This is a genomic window from Frigoribacterium sp. VKM Ac-1396 (assembly GCF_015350895.1).
GTDB lineage: Bacteria > Actinomycetota > Actinomycetes > Actinomycetales > Microbacteriaceae > Frigoribacterium.
Genome location: NZ_JADKSD010000001.1, coordinates 159207 through 172705 on the forward strand (window position 1 = coordinate 159207; position 13499 = coordinate 172705).

The 13499-nt window shown below is 69.4% G+C and carries 18 protein-coding genes; 5 read left to right on the plus strand and 13 right to left on the minus strand.

All coding sequences use genetic code 11. The annotated features are described in order from the left end of the window. The first annotated feature begins 203 nt into the window (after positions 1–203). On the plus strand, positions 204–710 hold the full coding sequence (locus ITJ55_RS00760) for a GNAT family N-acetyltransferase (protein ID WP_194593691.1): 507 nt from the start codon (positions 204–206) through the stop codon (positions 708–710). Between the two features lie 122 nt (positions 711–832). Here ITJ55_RS00760 and ITJ55_RS00765 read toward each other — a convergent pair whose 3' ends face one another. The 8 genes from ITJ55_RS00765 to ITJ55_RS00800 all read right to left on the minus strand — a co-directional run bounded on the left by ITJ55_RS00765 (position 833) and on the right by ITJ55_RS00800 (position 5776). Continuing rightward, a complete protein-coding gene (locus ITJ55_RS00765) occupies positions 833–1483 on the minus strand; it encodes a thioredoxin domain-containing protein (protein WP_194593692.1) in 651 nt (216 codons plus the stop codon). A 59-nt stretch (positions 1484–1542) separates the two neighbouring features. Further along, positions 1543–2223 (minus strand): cation transporter, encoded by a 681-nt coding sequence (locus ITJ55_RS00770; RefSeq protein WP_194593693.1) that lies wholly within the window; start codon positions 2221–2223, stop codon positions 1543–1545. Positions 2224–2231: 8 nt separating this feature from the next. Beyond that, positions 2232–2573, minus strand: coding sequence for a helix-turn-helix transcriptional regulator (locus ITJ55_RS00775; RefSeq protein WP_194593694.1), 342 nt, complete (start codon positions 2571–2573; stop codon positions 2232–2234). A gap of 384 nt (positions 2574–2957) precedes the next feature. Further along, a complete protein-coding gene (locus ITJ55_RS00780) occupies positions 2958–3185 on the minus strand; it encodes a hypothetical protein (RefSeq protein ID WP_194593695.1) in 228 nt (75 codons plus the stop codon). Between the two features lie 128 nt (positions 3186–3313). Beyond that, positions 3314–3760 carry a hypothetical protein gene (locus ITJ55_RS00785; RefSeq protein ID WP_194593696.1) on the minus strand — a complete coding sequence of 149 codons (447 nt, stop codon included), beginning with the start codon at positions 3758–3760 and terminating at the stop codon, positions 3314–3316. A gap of 63 nt (positions 3761–3823) precedes the next feature. Then, positions 3824–4018: a hypothetical protein gene (locus ITJ55_RS00790; protein WP_194593697.1), complete on the minus strand. Its 195-nt coding sequence runs from the start codon at positions 4016–4018 to the stop codon at positions 3824–3826. 56 nt (positions 4019–4074) lie between these two features. Continuing rightward, complete coding sequence (locus ITJ55_RS00795; protein ID WP_194593698.1) at positions 4075–4551, minus strand: hypothetical protein; 477 nt, start codon at positions 4549–4551, stop codon at positions 4075–4077. Positions 4552–4789: 238 nt separating this feature from the next. Then, positions 4790–5776: a YafY family protein gene (locus ITJ55_RS00800; protein WP_194593699.1), complete on the minus strand. Its 987-nt coding sequence runs from the start codon at positions 5774–5776 to the stop codon at positions 4790–4792. A 100-nt stretch (positions 5777–5876) separates the two neighbouring features. Here ITJ55_RS00800 and ITJ55_RS00805 point away from each other — a divergent pair, with 100 nt between their 5' ends. Next, positions 5877–6329 (plus strand): VOC family protein, encoded by a 453-nt coding sequence (locus tag ITJ55_RS00805; RefSeq protein WP_194593700.1) that lies wholly within the window; start codon positions 5877–5879, stop codon positions 6327–6329. Positions 6330–6466: 137 nt separating this feature from the next. On the opposite strand, the gene ITJ55_RS00810 is transcribed toward ITJ55_RS00805, so the two are convergent. Next, positions 6467–7186: a hypothetical protein gene (locus ITJ55_RS00810; RefSeq protein WP_194593701.1), complete on the minus strand. Its 720-nt coding sequence runs from the start codon at positions 7184–7186 to the stop codon at positions 6467–6469. A gap of 303 nt (positions 7187–7489) precedes the next feature. Here ITJ55_RS00810 and ITJ55_RS00815 point away from each other — a divergent pair, with 303 nt between their 5' ends. Then, positions 7490–8014 (plus strand): DUF427 domain-containing protein, encoded by a 525-nt coding sequence (locus ITJ55_RS00815; RefSeq protein ID WP_194593702.1) that lies wholly within the window; start codon positions 7490–7492, stop codon positions 8012–8014. A 92-nt stretch (positions 8015–8106) separates the two neighbouring features. Further along, complete coding sequence (locus ITJ55_RS00820; RefSeq protein ID WP_056255915.1) at positions 8107–8547, plus strand: hypothetical protein; 441 nt, start codon at positions 8107–8109, stop codon at positions 8545–8547. Between the two features lie 50 nt (positions 8548–8597). On the opposite strand, the gene ITJ55_RS00825 is transcribed toward ITJ55_RS00820, so the two are convergent. Further along, a complete protein-coding gene (locus ITJ55_RS00825; protein WP_194593703.1) occupies positions 8598–9188 on the minus strand; it encodes a hypothetical protein in 591 nt (196 codons plus the stop codon). A 310-nt stretch (positions 9189–9498) separates the two neighbouring features. Here ITJ55_RS00825 and ITJ55_RS00830 point away from each other — a divergent pair, with 310 nt between their 5' ends. Then, positions 9499–11040, plus strand: a complete 1542-nt coding sequence (locus ITJ55_RS00830; RefSeq protein ID WP_194593704.1) for an MFS transporter — start codon at positions 9499–9501, stop codon at positions 11038–11040. Here the strand turns inward: ITJ55_RS00830 and ITJ55_RS00835 are convergent. The 3 genes from ITJ55_RS00835 to ITJ55_RS00845 all read right to left on the minus strand — a co-directional run bounded on the left by ITJ55_RS00835 (position 11037) and on the right by ITJ55_RS00845 (position 13431). Next, positions 11037–11579: a hypothetical protein gene (locus ITJ55_RS00835; protein WP_194593705.1), complete on the minus strand. Its 543-nt coding sequence runs from the start codon at positions 11577–11579 to the stop codon at positions 11037–11039. The genes ITJ55_RS00830 and ITJ55_RS00835 overlap by 4 nt on opposite strands. Before the next feature lie 19 nt (positions 11580–11598). Continuing rightward, positions 11599–12078: a heme-degrading domain-containing protein gene (locus ITJ55_RS00840; protein ID WP_194593706.1), complete on the minus strand. Its 480-nt coding sequence runs from the start codon at positions 12076–12078 to the stop codon at positions 11599–11601. Between the two features lie 129 nt (positions 12079–12207). Continuing rightward, complete coding sequence (locus ITJ55_RS00845; protein WP_194593707.1) at positions 12208–13431, minus strand: glycosyltransferase; 1224 nt, start codon at positions 13429–13431, stop codon at positions 12208–12210. Between the last annotated feature and the right edge of the window lie 68 nt (positions 13432–13499).

Genomic DNA, 13499 nt, shown 5'->3' on the forward strand with positions numbered 1-13499 from the left:
GGGGGGGCAGACTGTGACGTTCAGGGGCGAGGCTGCAACGAGTCGTGACAGCTCGGGCCATGCGTCAAACAGAGGGTCGACCATGCCTCGATTCTGGTCCACTGCGTGTCTGCTTTCGGGTGCGGCGCGAGCGCCTGCCCGTTAGCCGATCGGTGAGCGAACAGCCAAAGCATTGAGGGGCATCCCCGCCCCACACTTGATGGGTGACACACATCGTTCAGGCCGAGACCGGCGACGCGGACGCGATCGGCCTCTTTCAGACCCGTTGCTGGGAGCAGACGTACAGAGGTATCGTCCCAGACGAGTTCCTCGACGCAACGACCGCTCAGGCTCGAGCCACTCGCTGGGCAGAACGGATCGCTAACGGTTCTCGTCGGGTATCAATGGCCCTGTCTGACGACGGCCTCCTCCTCGGCGTCGCCAGCACCACACGTCCCGACCAGGCCCTTGGGGGCCTGCCGGCGCTGGAACTGTCCACGATCTATGTCGATGAGCGAGCGCACGGCACCGGTGTTGCAGCCCGATTGCTGCAGGTAGCGCTCGGGGATGAGGACGCGCACCTGCTCGTGTTCTCGTTCAACGAGCGAGCGCAGCGTTTCTACTCCAAGCACGGCTTTCACCACACCGGGGACAGCCAGACCGACCCCGGAACGGGACTAGAGGAACAACGATGGGTCCGCCAAGGACTCCAGCAAACTCCGTTTCGATAGGGGATCGTTCATCGAGATCCGTTTCGGACTGACCTATCGAGACAGCCGGCGCCCCGTAGCTGTGGGGGAGTGGCTAGCCTCCGTCATCGATCGGTGATGGATCGTCTATCGGACGGCCCGCATCACCGTTCAGCCTCTACGGCGGAAGCCACCGCGGCGCGCAACTCGTCCGGTGTCGACAGCTCGACCGGCTCGTCACCGAGGAAGATTGTCGGCGTCGCTTCAACCCCGAGTGCCATGCCGGCGTCGAAGTCTTGTTGCACCCGCGCCTCCGTCGATGGGTCACCTACCGCGTGGTCGTAAGCCGCCATGTCGAGGCCTAGGGCCTCGGCGTAGCCGCGGAAGACGTCGGCCTTGGACTCCTGCTGCTCGCCCCACTCGGCCTGGGTCTCGAACATGCGCTGGTACATCGCCTCGAACTGACCCTGCTCTGCTGCGGCTTCAACGGCGATCGCGGCGTTCATGGAGTTCTTGTGCCCTGGCAAAGGGAAGTACCGCGTCACGAAGGTGACCTCGCCCGCGTGCGTGTCGCGCAGCTCCTCAACAACGGGATGCACGGCAGCGCAGACCTCGCACTCGAAGTCGAGGAATTCGGTGAACACCACCGATCCGTCCGGGGCGGTGTCGAGACGGTCGCTGTTCTCCGCGACGACGGTCACCTCCGCCGTGTCCGCCTGTGGCGCTGCTGGTCTGACCAGGACGACGGCCGCGACCGCCGCCGCTGCCGCGAGGGTGCCGATCAGGGCGAGGTTGATCTTGGTGGTGCGCTTCATGGTTCTCCTGGCGGTCGCGGCACGGTTGGCGTGCCGTCAGGGGGAATGGTCTGGTTAGGTCAGCAGCAGTCGCAGGCCTCGACCTGGCGCTCGCCCGTGAGGGCCGACACGGGCGTTTTGCACGCGTCGCCGCGCCACGCCTCGAGTCCCTCCCGGACGGCGAACACGACGATCACGAGCCCCGCCACCGGGTCAGCCCACGTCCACCCGAAGGCAAGGTTGAGGACCAGGCCAACGAGGACCGCGGCTGACAGGTACGAGCAGATCAGGGTCTGCTTCGAATCGGCCACCGCTGACGCCGAGCCCAGTTCTGTGCCAGTGCGACGTTCGACCAGGCTGAGGAACGGCATGATCGCCAGGCTCACCGCGGCGAGAACGATGCCGACCGGGGAGTGGTCGGGCTCACGAATGCCAGTAAGGGCCAGCATTGCATCGACGGACACGTAGGCGGCCAGGCCGAAGAACGACACGGCGATGACGCGCAGCGCGACCCGTTCCCGCTTCTCCGGGTCGGGGGCGGCGAACTGCCACGCGATCGCTGCAGCCGACAGCACCTCCACGATCGAGTCGAGGCCGAAACCGATCAGCGCCGTCGAGGAGGCGACGGTGCCGGCGGCGATCGCAACGACCGCCTCGACCACGTTGTACGTGATCGTGATCGCGACGATGATCCGGATGCGACGCTGCAGGAGCAGCCGGCGGGCCGGCGCGAGCAGCGCGGGAAGCGCGGTCGTGCTCATGCGCCGGTTCAGCAGCAGAGAGGAACGTCGCAGGCATCGTCGGTGCAGGGTTCACCGTCGTCGACAGCGAGCACGACGTCGACGAGAGCAGTGAGCGCCTTAGTCAGGTGCGCGTCCGCGATCTCGTACCGTGTCGACCTACCCTCGGGGACGGCTACGACGATGCCACAGCCGCGGAGGCACGAGAGGTGGTTCGATACGTTGGACCGCGTGAGTTCGAGACGGTCGGCTAGTGCGCCGGGATAGCCAGGCTCGTCGAGCAGGTGCAGCAGGATGCGTGATCGTGTGGGATCGGCCATGGCGCGGCCGAGGCGGTTCATGACGTCGACACGCGACGAAAAAGTCAGCATGTGCTGACTATACAGTGATGGCTGACGTGATGTGTCCGGTAACCGATTGCTCAGCGGACGTTCGACTCAGCGACGGTTTAGGGGTGCAAGCGCATGACGATTGGACGTGTTTGGAACCGCAGCCCTGGCGCGCGTTTCGGTAAGTCGTCTACCTGGAATAGGTGTCTGTAGCATCGGACGACCTCAGTTGGATAGGTCATCAGTTGCTTTGGCAGGGGCTTTACGCTGAGGGAGTTGGCTCCGCCCGTGATGGCGGAGCCAACGCCGTTTGGCGGCATGCCGGGATTGGCCGTCGACGTTGTGCGCCCGAACCTTGAGGTCATTTGCCCGTTAGGGGATCGGCAACTGCGACTGATTTGACGGCTGTTCTTCTGGGGCAGCTGCTCACGCGGAATTTTTGCCGCCAGCCGACCAAGACATTCCGCCCGCTTCGCCGCGTGGTCCTTCCTGCTGGCGCTCGGTGTCTGCTTGAGCCCGAAGGCCTGCCCCTGGGTCGGTCGCGTCGAGTCGGGTGGCAAGAGCACGATCGCGACGTTCACGAAGGACGATGGCAAAGGTCGCCGCGATAATGCCGATAACGATCAGGGCGATGATGACGGTAGCGGTGTTCATTCGGCTCTCTCCTTTGATCGCGTGTGACCACCGTAGCCAGCATGAGCACGAGAGTCGACGCTAGGAGTGCGTCCCTACTTGGGAAGAGGGACTGCCCGATAGCCGATCGGTCACAGGGCCTAGTTCTTCTACTCGGTCGCCAGGGTGATCGGCAGCTCGGCTACCGCCCCTTCTGCGGTGGTGGATGTCACGGCGAGAACTCCATCTCCGGCGGGGATGTCGTCGGGAAGCGGAAAAGTGCCAGCGGCAGTGAAGCGCGGGCCGGCAGCGCTCTTGATCGTCCCGAGATGCCGGGACTCAGAACTCTCGATCGGGGTGATCGTGACGTCGATGTCCTCGGCGGGCCGGTTCGTTCCGCCCGTGTCTTCGCATCTTGCGGTCATCCAGTCCACGCTGAGCTGGATCTCTCCGCCAGGTCTCAGGTCTGAGCTGCCGAGGACGATCTCCTTGACGGCGCAGGAGCCTGCGGCGGTGCCTCCCGACACAGGTGCGCAGCCAGTGACGATGACGAGCAGCAGCGTCATACCGCCTACGGATCGCAGCACGCTCGCCGTGAGGCCCTTCTTTTCACGCATGTCCGCAGCTAAACATGGCTGGCGTGCGCCCGAAAGGGGATGCTCCTGCGGGCGGCCGCGGTTCTAGATCAACCAGCTTGCGATGTAAAGGCCAGCGCCGATGAGCATGACGATCGAGGCGAGACCGACGATGCGGAGTCTTTTCTGCCGGGGTAGCTCTTTGCCCTGGCTGTATTTGATGCCGATGTACGCTAGCAGGCCTAGTGCCACGAAGAGGAGTGGCGCATAGGCGAGGCGAAGCGCCTCTGAGGTCGTCATGGTGCATTCTCTCTCACGCCTGTCAGCAGGTTCAGGCGTGCCCGACAGGGGATCGGTCAGTGAACTGGCGTCACCCCTCGTCGCGCCAGTCGGCGCAAACTCAAGGCCGCAGTGAGGCCGGCAGCTGACGAGGCAAAGAGGCCCATGAAGGCTCCAGAGTGGGCAGCACCCGTCAAGAGGCCCACGGCCAGGCCCGCAGAGATGCCCACGATTGCCGCCGTGGCCGCTACTGCTGACGCTTGGCTCTTCACTTCGCCCCAGCGGTGACGCTGTCGCCACAGCGACGCGCTGACGAGCCCGGCGACAGCCCCGATGAGGGCAAAGGCCACGGCCGCAGGTATTGCATAGACGAGTGACACGACGACCCATCCGGCGACACCAGCGCCGTCGAGTCCTCCGATCGCGCCCCATGCGATCATCCACACGATGGGCAAGAGCAGTGCGCGTCCGGCGCCGACCGTCGCTCCCGTGAAGACCAAGAAGCGTGCGTCCGACCGCTGTGTGCGCACCGCGGGCTCAAAGGCAACACTCATGACGACTCCTCTTTTCGAGAAGGCTAGGGCCTGCGCTCGATTACTAGCATCCCCGAGATCAGGCGCCTCAGCTTTTAAGAGCTCACCAAGTCGTGCAGCGCGCGAAGCGAGCCGCCACTGCGAGTGATCCGTGCCCGAAAGACGATCGACGGCGGGCGCCTGTCGGTTTCGGGCGTCGGGCGCCTGCGTGTTTTCCCTGGTCTGAAGGGCCGACTGGCTGCGTCCTGGACTTGCCGCACTAGTCGTGGTCGGTCGCGCCCGTCTCCGCGTATCGCTGCGCAAGGGTCACGAAGGCGGTCGCGAGCTCGGGGGGCCCGATCACCTGCATCGGTGCCTCGAAGCGGCCGTAGGAGGCGGCCAGGGCACCCCAGGACCACGAGCCCGCCTCGAGGCTGCACCGATGGTCGTCGAGGGCCACGACCCTGCCGTCGCCGGCGAACGGGAGGACGTCGTGAGCGGGTAGTTCCAACACGACGGTGCCTCGGCACGGCCACTCGTCGACGTCGGACCCCTTGAAGCGAGCGGAGACGAACTCGTGCACGCCGCCGCCGGGCACGACACGGGGAACGTACCGGGGGCCACCGGGGACCCTCGGCTGCACACGGTCCACGCGGAACAGGCGCCAGTCGTCGCGCTCGAGATCCCATGCCACGAGGTACCAGCGGCCGTGAGACGTCACCAGGTGGTGCGGTTCGACCCGGCGGGCCTCGCGCGTCTGCTGCTCGCTGTCGTCGTCGCCGCGGGTGGCGTAGTCGAAGCGCAAGACCTCACGGTCTCGAATGTTGTCGGCAAGCGTGACGAGGACGTCGAGCGAGATGTCCGCCATCGCTTCATCTCCCGGCCGGCCGACAGCGGTCACCTCGAAAGCGTCCAGCCTGCGGCGCAGTCGTGAGGGCATGACCTGCCGGATCGTTCCCAGGGCGCGGATCGCCGCCTCCTCGATCCCGCTGCCAGCACCAGCCGCCACCTGCAAGGCGACGGCCACCGCGACGGTCTGGTCATCATCGAACAGCAGGGGCGGCAGCTCACTACCGGCGTCGAGCCGGTACCCGCCCTCAGGGCCCATGGTCGCGCGGATGCTGTAGCCCATCTCGCGCAGGCGGTCGACGTCGCGGCGGACCGTCCGGTCGCTGACGTCGAGACGAGATGCCAGGAGAGACCCGGGCCAGTCCCGCCGAGTCTGCAGCAACGACAGCAGGTTCAGCAGTCGCGATGTCGTCGTCATGCCGTTCAGGCTAAATCCTGTCTAGGACAGGAACCGACCTATACGGCTGCGAGAGTCGAGTCGACGGCCGAGCGGGCCGGCCCCCCGACAAGGAGTAGCGATGACCATCCAGACGACCCCCCACCTCAACTTCCGCGGCGACGCCCGTCAGGCGCTCGAGTTCTACCAGTCCGTGTTCGGCGGGCACCTCGTGGTCAACACCTACGCCGACTTCGGGATGCCGGCCGACGTGCCCGGTGCCGACAGGGTCGTCTTCGGCCTCGTCACGGCCGAGAACGGCTTCCACATCATGGGGTACGACATCCCCGGCCAGACCGGGGGCTCGATCGCCGGAGGCGGCCTGACCCGCCGCGAGAACGGGACCACCGTCACCGACCAGGCTCTGTTCGTCTCGATCGGGTCCGACAGCCTTGACGAATTGCAGGGTCACTGGGACGCACTGGTGGTCGGCGCGACCATCGTCGAACCGCTCGCCGCGTCGGCGTGGAGCGCCGGCTTCGGCATGCTCACCGACCGGTTCGGAGTCACCTGGAGCGTCAGCGTCACCGCGTAGTGCCTCTGCCGCGGCGCGCGTCCGACCTGCCCGCGCCGCGGCGCCTCTTTGCCCTCGTCACAAGCCAGCGAACGAGCAGTGGTTCCGAGACACTCGACCACCAGACACGTCCGGGGCGCTGCCCCAGAGCCGACCGCTCAGCGGTCGCCCAGGGGGAGGGGCAGGAACGATCGGGTCGTGGGGCCACCCGGGCCCGTGGGGGCGATGCCGACGAGCGCTGTCCGGACGATGTCGCCGAGGTCGATCTGCTGCAGGGGATCGGCCCCGAGGTCGCGTTGGGCCGAGCCGTGGTGGCGGATCACGATGTGGATGACCCGGTAGCGGAACGTGGCGGCGTCCAGGACGATGGTGGCCTTGATCTCGACGGAGATCTCGGGAAGGTCCTGCGCCAGGACCTCGATCACTGTCGGGACGCACAGGTCGGGGGTGACCATCGTGGACACAGGATCGTCGATCATGGACCACGGGTTGTTGAACGCCCGCACGGTCAGAGTGACGGGATCGGGGCGGTAGGTCTCGGGGTCGGAGCGGGTGCGGGGGAGTACCTGTTCGATCTCGTCGTCAGTCAGCGTGTGGTCGGCGTGTGCTCGGAGTGCTCGGCGGAGGACGTCGCGAACGTCGATTCCCGAGAACGGTGCCGTGCCCAGATCCGAACGGTCGCGTCGGAGGATCACGCCGAGTTCATGGACGGCTAATCCGGTGGCGGGGCTGTAAGAGCAGAAGATCTGCAGGTCGGTGTCCAGACCGGGCTCGTCCGTGACATTGATGAACGTTGCGGCCTCGGGCAGCCACGGCCGGCCTGGGTCGAGCAGCGCCAGGGATTGTGGAGAGGTCGTGTCGTTGAACGCGATCACCATGCCCTGACACTAAGCCGCGCACCTGCCGAGTCTCTGCCCGCCATCCGGCCGTTCCGACTTCACCCTGCCGGCGACCGATCGCTCGGCGGACCACGTCGCCAGGCGATCGGCATCGGATGCGAGTGCGATCAGAGAACGGGATGCTCGGGTCGTGACACCCGTGACATCGGTCACGACGGGGACCCGAAGCGTAGCGCCGCAGGGGATGTAGGCCTCGGAGTACGTCTGTCGAACGGTCCGAGGAGCCGGTCGTCCTCGGGGCACCCGGCACGTCGTCTCAGCCCCGCGGCGCATCATGGGGCCATGCCCGCCTTCCGCCGCCCGTCACGCCCCGCCCACCCCGTCCGCGTCGAGCCCGGCCCCGGCCAGGAGTCCGTCTGGGACTACCCCCGCCCGCCGCGCGTCGAGCCCCGGCACGAGCGCGTCGTCGTGCGCCTCGGCGGCGTCGTGGTGGCCGACACCACGGCTGCGATCCGCGTGCTCGAGACGAGCCACCCGCCGGTGTACTACCTGCCGCGGGCCGACTTCGCCCCCGGGGCCCTGTCGCGGGCCGAGGGTCGCAGCCTGTGCGAGTTCAAGGGCCAGGCCGGCTACGTCGACGTCACCGGCGGGGGAGTCGTGGCCCGCCGCTCCGGCTGGTTCTACGCCGAGCCCTGGCCCGGCTACGAGTCGCTCGTCGACCACATCGCCCTCTACCCGGGCGCGATGGACTCGTGCGAGGTCGACGGCGAGGTCGTCCAAGCTCAAGAGGGCGACTTCTACGGCGGGTGGATCACAGCCAACCTCGTCGGCCCCTTCAAGGGAGCCCCGGGCACCATGGGCTGGTGACCCGGCCGGGTTGGTGACCCCGCCGGGACGCGGGCGGTGCGCATGACGGACACCGCGCCTCCTGCGGGTGTGAGCAGGTGCAGACTGGTCGGATGTCGAAGCGACCCCGCCCCCGCCCCACGTCCCTCGTCCGCACCCTCGGCCGCGTCGCCCTGGGCGGTGCCCTGGTCTTCGCCGGCACGAGTCACCTGACGTTCGCCCGCGAGCCCTTCCAGGCGCAGGTGCCCGAGTGGTTGCCGCTCGACGACGACTTCGTCGTGCTCGCGTCGGGCGTCGTCGAGATCGGCATCGGGGCGGCCCTGGTCGTCGCCCCCAAGCACCGCGTGACGGTCGGCTGGGTGGCCGCGGCGTTCTTCACGGCGATCTTCCCCGGCAACATCTCGCAGCTCGTCACGCACACCGACGCGTTCGGCCTCGACACCGACGGCAAACGGGCGTTCCGCCTGGTCTTCCAGCCGCTGCTCGTCCTGCTGTCGCTCTGGTCGACGGGCGCGTGGCGCGACCGTCGCAGCATCGGTCGCCGGGCGAAGTAGCAGCGGCAGGCACCGACACCGGGCACCGCCGCGACCGCAGGAGGCGCGGCTCAGCCCGACAGCGCCGCCACGACCACCTCGGCGTCGGCGAACCACTTCGTGTAGTGGTCGGGGTCGGCGTTGACCTGGACGGCGTGGGCCGCCTGGGTCGGCGTCAAGTCCTTCCAGCCCGGGATCGACACGAGCTTCGTGAAGAAGCTCGTCGCCGCGGTGTACGGGTCCATGCGCTGCTCGTAGGTGCCCCACTGACCGTTGTCGCGCTGCTGGAAGAGCCCGCGGCTGTCGGGCCCGACGGCGTCGCCGTGGTCGATGTTGCGCAGGCTCGACTCGCCCATCGCCGTCATCACGCCGATCGCCTGGGTGTGCTCGCCGATGCCCTGCGCCCGGGCCGCCAGCATGATGTACGCCGCGTTGACCAGGCGGTCCTGGCAGTAGCCCGCGACCGGGCCGGCCGGCACCTCGATGTCGCCCACCATGACCGGGTCGACCTCGGGGCAGGCCGGCAGCGGAGTCGACGTGACGGCCGCCACGCCGTCGTCGCGGGGTGCGGTGAGCGCCGAGACCACCATCGCGATCGCGACGACGAAGGCGATCAGCCCGACGCCGAAGACGACGGAGACGGCGATCAGCATGCGGCGCACGGCGGGCCTCCACGAGGGTCGGACGGAGCGGCGGTCGAGGGGTGACGGCCGGCACGGCACCGTCGCGTGACCGGCACGGAAGACGTCGTCGAGGGTACGCGATCCACGTGGACGACCCGTCTCGGCTGGCTGGACGACCGGTGGGCGTCCCTCCGAATGCCCTGGCAATCCTCCGTCGAGACCCCGGTAACGTTGCCCGCCGTCGACCCGACCACTCGGGCCGCGGCAGCCGGGCACCGCCCCTCCGCAGCTCGATCGCCGAGGCGCCCGTCCGACCGACCGGCGCCCGAGATCCAGAGGAACGTCGTTCATGGGAACCCCACCCACCCCTGCCCACGAGACCCGTCCCGACCGCCCGACCCGCGCCTCCCGGCGTCCCCGACCGAGGCGCCTGCGCGTCGACGACGTCACGGTCGTCGACCCCGCGATGATGAAGCGCGCCATCGGCGGCACCGTCGTCGGCAACACGATGGAGTGGTACGACGTCGGCGTCTACGGCTACCTGGCCGTCACCATGGGCCGGGTGTTCCTGCCCGAGGCCGATCCGTCGCTGCAGATCCTGTTCAGCCTCGGCGTCTTCGCCTCGACCTACGTCGCCCGCCCGCTCGGCGGGGTCGTCTTCGGTCGCCTGGGCGACCGGGTGGGCCGCCAGAAGGTGCTGGCCACCACGCTCATCCTGATGGCGAGCGCGACCTTCGTGATCGGCGTGCTGCCCGACTTCGCCGCGATCGGCGCCCTCGCCCCGATCGCGCTCGTGGTACTCAAGCTGCTCCAGGGCTTCTCGACCGGTGGCGAGTACGCCGGCGCGACGACGTTCGTCAGCGAGTACGCACCCGACAAGCGGCGCGGCGTCTTCGCGAGCATCCTCGACCTCGGCAGCTACCTGGGGTTCGCGCTCGGTGCCGCCGTCGTGTCGGTGCTGCAGGTGCTGACCACCGCTCAGCAGATGCTCGACTGGGCCTGGCGACTGCCCTTCCTGCTCGCCGGGGTGCTCGGCGTCGTCGCGATCTACTTCCGCCTCAAGATCGAGGAGTCGCCCGCGTTCCAGGCCACCCAGGACGCCCAGGCGAGCAAGGTCGGCGAGATCGCCGATGCCGAGGGCCGCCCCCGCAACACGCTCGCCCTGATCCGGCAGCACTGGCGCCCGATCGTCATCGCCATCGGCCTCGTTGCCGCCTCGAACACCGTCGGCTACGCACTCACCAGCTACATGCCGACCTACCTCACCGACTCGCTCGGCTACGACCCGCTGCACGGCACGTTGCTGACGATTCCCGTGCTCGTGCTGCTGGCCCTGTTGCTGCCGGTCGCGGGCCGCCTGAGCGACCGCATCGGTCGTCGCCCGGTCATGTGGCTCGGGGCCGCCTCGGTGCTGCTGCTGGCCCTGCCGGCCTTCGTGCTGATCGGTCTCGGCAGCATCGCCACGACCCTCGCGGGCCTGTCGTTGCTCGCCGTGAGCGTGGCGCTCTGGGTGTCGAGCCAGGCGTCGTCGTTGCCCGCGCTCTTCCCGACCGCGAGTCGCTACGGTGCCATGGGCGTGTCGTACAACGTGGCGATCGCCGTGTTCGGCGGCACGACCCCGCTGATTATCCAGGCGTTGCTGCAGGCGACGGGCAACGAGCTCGTGCCCGCGTTCTTCCTCATGGCCACGTCGTTGGTCGGTGCGGTCGCGGTCTGGTTCATGAAGGAGTCCTCGCAGCGCCCGCTGCCCGGCTCGATGCCGAGCGTGGCCACCGAGGCCGAGGCGCACGAGCTCGTCGAGTCGCAGGACGCGAACCCGAACATCGACCTCGACGACCTGCCCTTCGTCGACGCGGAGCCCGCACGCAGGGCTCAGGACGCGACGCGCTAGAGCAGCTCGGCCCGGTCGGCGAGGTACGCGGCGAGGTCGCGCACCTCGCCGGCCGCCGTGCCCCAGCGCACGAGCGCGCGCCCGTCGCGGACGAGGAGGCGCTGGTCACCCGCCCGCAGCGCCCCGGTCGACAGGTCCACCGGCTCGTACCCGTAGTTGACGACCTCGCCCTCGGCGAAGTGGCCCCGGACGGCGGCCCGCCGCTCGGCCTTGCGCTGCTCGACCTGGGCGCTGAGGTGCTGAGATCGCGTCGGCGTGACCGCCCGGGTGATGCGGCCGGTCTCGAACACCCGACCGTCGGTCGCGAGCAGCAGCACGCCGAGACGCCAGGCCCGGCCCGCCGGTTCGAGCGACTCGGCCGTCTTCACGACGACGATGCGGCGGGCGGGCTTGTACCGGGCGAGGGCCTCGGTGCGGGCCTCGCGGGCCGCCAGGTCGGCGGCCGCCCGCTCGACGAGGGCGCGGAGCGACGCGGCCGCCTCGTCGTCGGAGGGGGTCTCGGGGGTCGGCACCGCGCCTCCTGCGGTCGGGTCGCTCATGCGCGCCTCGGCGGTGGCGTCAGGCGTCGTAGCCGTGGTCGAGGAAGTCCTCGATCACGTCGACGACGAAGGCGTGGTCGTCGGCCTGCGGCAGGCCCGAGACGCCGGCCGAGCCGACGAGGCCGACGCCGGCGACCCGCACGGGGAACAGCCCGCCGTGCGCGGCGTAGAGCCCGGTGTCGAGCCGAGACTTCTCGTCGAAGCTGCCGCCCTGCACCCGGAACGACTCGCCGACCCGGTACGAGCTCTGGCCGTAGCGCTCGACGACGCGGGCCTTGCGGTCGAGCCACTCGTCGTTGTCGAGGCTGGTGCCGGGGAGGGCCGCGTGGAACGCACGCTGACGGCCGTGCCGCACGGTGACGGCCACGGCCAGGTCGCGGCGACGGGCCTCGGCGAGCAGGTGGGCGCCCAGGTCGAGGGCGACGTCGAGGGTGAACCGGCGGAACACCAGGCGCTCTTCTTGCTCGACGAGGGTCTTCAGCAGGGTGTCGTCGGTCATCGGTGGCCTCCTGGAGGGGTCGGGCGGGCTGCGAGGGTGCGCCGACGCCTGGGCGCGACACGCTGCGAGCCTAGGCCCGGCCCCCGTCAACGCGCTGGTGGTGCCTCGCGCGGGCAGCCGACCGCGGGGTCAGGCCGACGCCGCGACGCAGGGCGACCCCTGCCGGGCGAGCAGCCCGCAGTAGACGCCCACGAGGTCGTCGGCCGAGCGCGACCACGGGTGGTCGAGCGCGTGCGACCGGGAGGCGCGCGAGAGCCGGTCACGCAACGCCGCGTCCGCGAGCACCTGCGTCATGGCCCGGGCCCAGACCTGCGGCTCGCGCGACGTGAGGACGATGCCCGTGACGCCGTCCACCACCGATTCGCGGAGCCCGCCCGAGGCGGCGGCGACCACGGGGACGCCGCTGGCCGCCGCCTCGAGGGCGATGAGGCCGTAGGTCTCGGAGTGCGACGGCACGAGCACCAGCGACGCGTCGCGCAGCAGCGCGGCGAGGCCCGGCCGCGAGCGCGGCCCGAGGAAGTGCACGGTGAGGTCGAGTTCGTCGCTCAACGCGCTCAGTTCGGACTCGTAGCCGGCGAACTCGGTCGAGGCACCGCCGGCGATGACGAGCTCGGGGCGGACCTCGGCCGGCACCGCCGCGACGGCGCGGATGGCGAGGTCGGGGGCCTTGAGGGGTTCGAGCCGACCGGCCACGACGACGTACGGGTGGGCCGGAGCGGGGCGGTCGGCCGCCGCGGGGTGGAACAGCTCGGCGTCGACGCCCGGCAGGACGACGTGGACCCGGTCGGCCCGGCCGCCGAGTCGGGACGTGACGGTCTCGGCCTCGGCGTGGCTGATGGCGACGACGGCGTCCGACTCGCGGGCGAGCATCTCTTCGCCGGCGAGGCGGCCGGGCGACTCGGCACGTTCGCCGTGCGAGAGGGGGGTCGAGTCGTGTGCGGCGATCGAGTGGAAGCTCTGCAGGTGGGGCACCCCGAGAGCGCGGGCGACGGGCAGGGCGGCCATGCCCGAGAACCAGTGGTGCGAGTGCACGACGTCCCACGGACCGAGCTCGGCGAGTCGGTCGCGGAACTCGTCGACGAACAGCTCGTTGCGCCCCTTGGTGACGGGCTCGGCCGGGCCGGCGTCGAGGAACCGGAGGGTGACGCCCGGCGAGAGGGCCAGGCTCGCGGGTTCGTCGGGCGAGGAGCGACGGGTCAGGATCTCGACTTCGTGCCCCGCAGCCCCGAGCGCCTCGGCCTGGTTGCGCACGACGACGTTCATGCCGCCGACGTCACCCGACCCGGGCTCGGCACCAGGGGACGTGTGCAGCGACACGAGGGCGATGCGGAGCGAGGGGGAGGCGGTGGTCACTTCCCGAGGGTACCGGCCCGGCGGCCTGACGGCCTGCCCGTCGCGGGTCGATGGTCGATGTCGGCGGT

Bases quoted from the DNA above. Each gene is read 5' to 3' on its own strand.
- ITJ55_RS00765 (WP_194593692.1), bottom strand. From the start codon at position 1,483: ATGAAGCGCACCACCAAGATCAACCTCGCCCTGATCGGCACCCTCGCG.
- ITJ55_RS00770 (WP_194593693.1), bottom strand. From the start codon at position 2,223: ATGAGCACGACCGCGCTTCCCGCGCTGCTCGCGCCGGCCCGCCGGCTG.
- ITJ55_RS00775 (WP_194593694.1), bottom strand. From the start codon at position 2,573: ATGCTGACTTTTTCGTCGCGTGTCGACGTCATGAACCGCCTCGGCCGC.
- ITJ55_RS00780 (WP_194593695.1), bottom strand. From the start codon at position 3,185: ATGAACACCGCTACCGTCATCATCGCCCTGATCGTTATCGGCATTATC.
- ITJ55_RS00785 (WP_194593696.1), bottom strand. From the start codon at position 3,760: ATGCGTGAAAAGAAGGGCCTCACGGCGAGCGTGCTGCGATCCGTAGGC.
- ITJ55_RS00790 (WP_194593697.1), bottom strand. From the start codon at position 4,018: ATGACGACCTCAGAGGCGCTTCGCCTCGCCTATGCGCCACTCCTCTTC.
- ITJ55_RS00795 (WP_194593698.1), bottom strand. From the start codon at position 4,551: ATGAGTGTTGCCTTTGAGCCCGCGGTGCGCACACAGCGGTCGGACGCA.
- ITJ55_RS00800 (WP_194593699.1), bottom strand. From the start codon at position 5,776: ATGACGACGACATCGCGACTGCTGAACCTGCTGTCGTTGCTGCAGACT.
- ITJ55_RS00805 (WP_194593700.1), top strand. From the start codon at position 5,877: ATGACCATCCAGACGACCCCCCACCTCAACTTCCGCGGCGACGCCCGT.
- ITJ55_RS00810 (WP_194593701.1), bottom strand. From the start codon at position 7,186: ATGGTGATCGCGTTCAACGACACGACCTCTCCACAATCCCTGGCGCTG.
- ITJ55_RS00815 (WP_194593702.1), top strand. From the start codon at position 7,490: ATGCCCGCCTTCCGCCGCCCGTCACGCCCCGCCCACCCCGTCCGCGTC.
- ITJ55_RS00820 (WP_056255915.1), top strand. From the start codon at position 8,107: ATGTCGAAGCGACCCCGCCCCCGCCCCACGTCCCTCGTCCGCACCCTC.
- ITJ55_RS00830 (WP_194593704.1), top strand. From the start codon at position 9,499: ATGGGAACCCCACCCACCCCTGCCCACGAGACCCGTCCCGACCGCCCG.
- ITJ55_RS00835 (WP_194593705.1), bottom strand. From the start codon at position 11,579: ATGAGCGACCCGACCGCAGGAGGCGCGGTGCCGACCCCCGAGACCCCC.
- ITJ55_RS00840 (WP_194593706.1), bottom strand. From the start codon at position 12,078: ATGACCGACGACACCCTGCTGAAGACCCTCGTCGAGCAAGAAGAGCGC.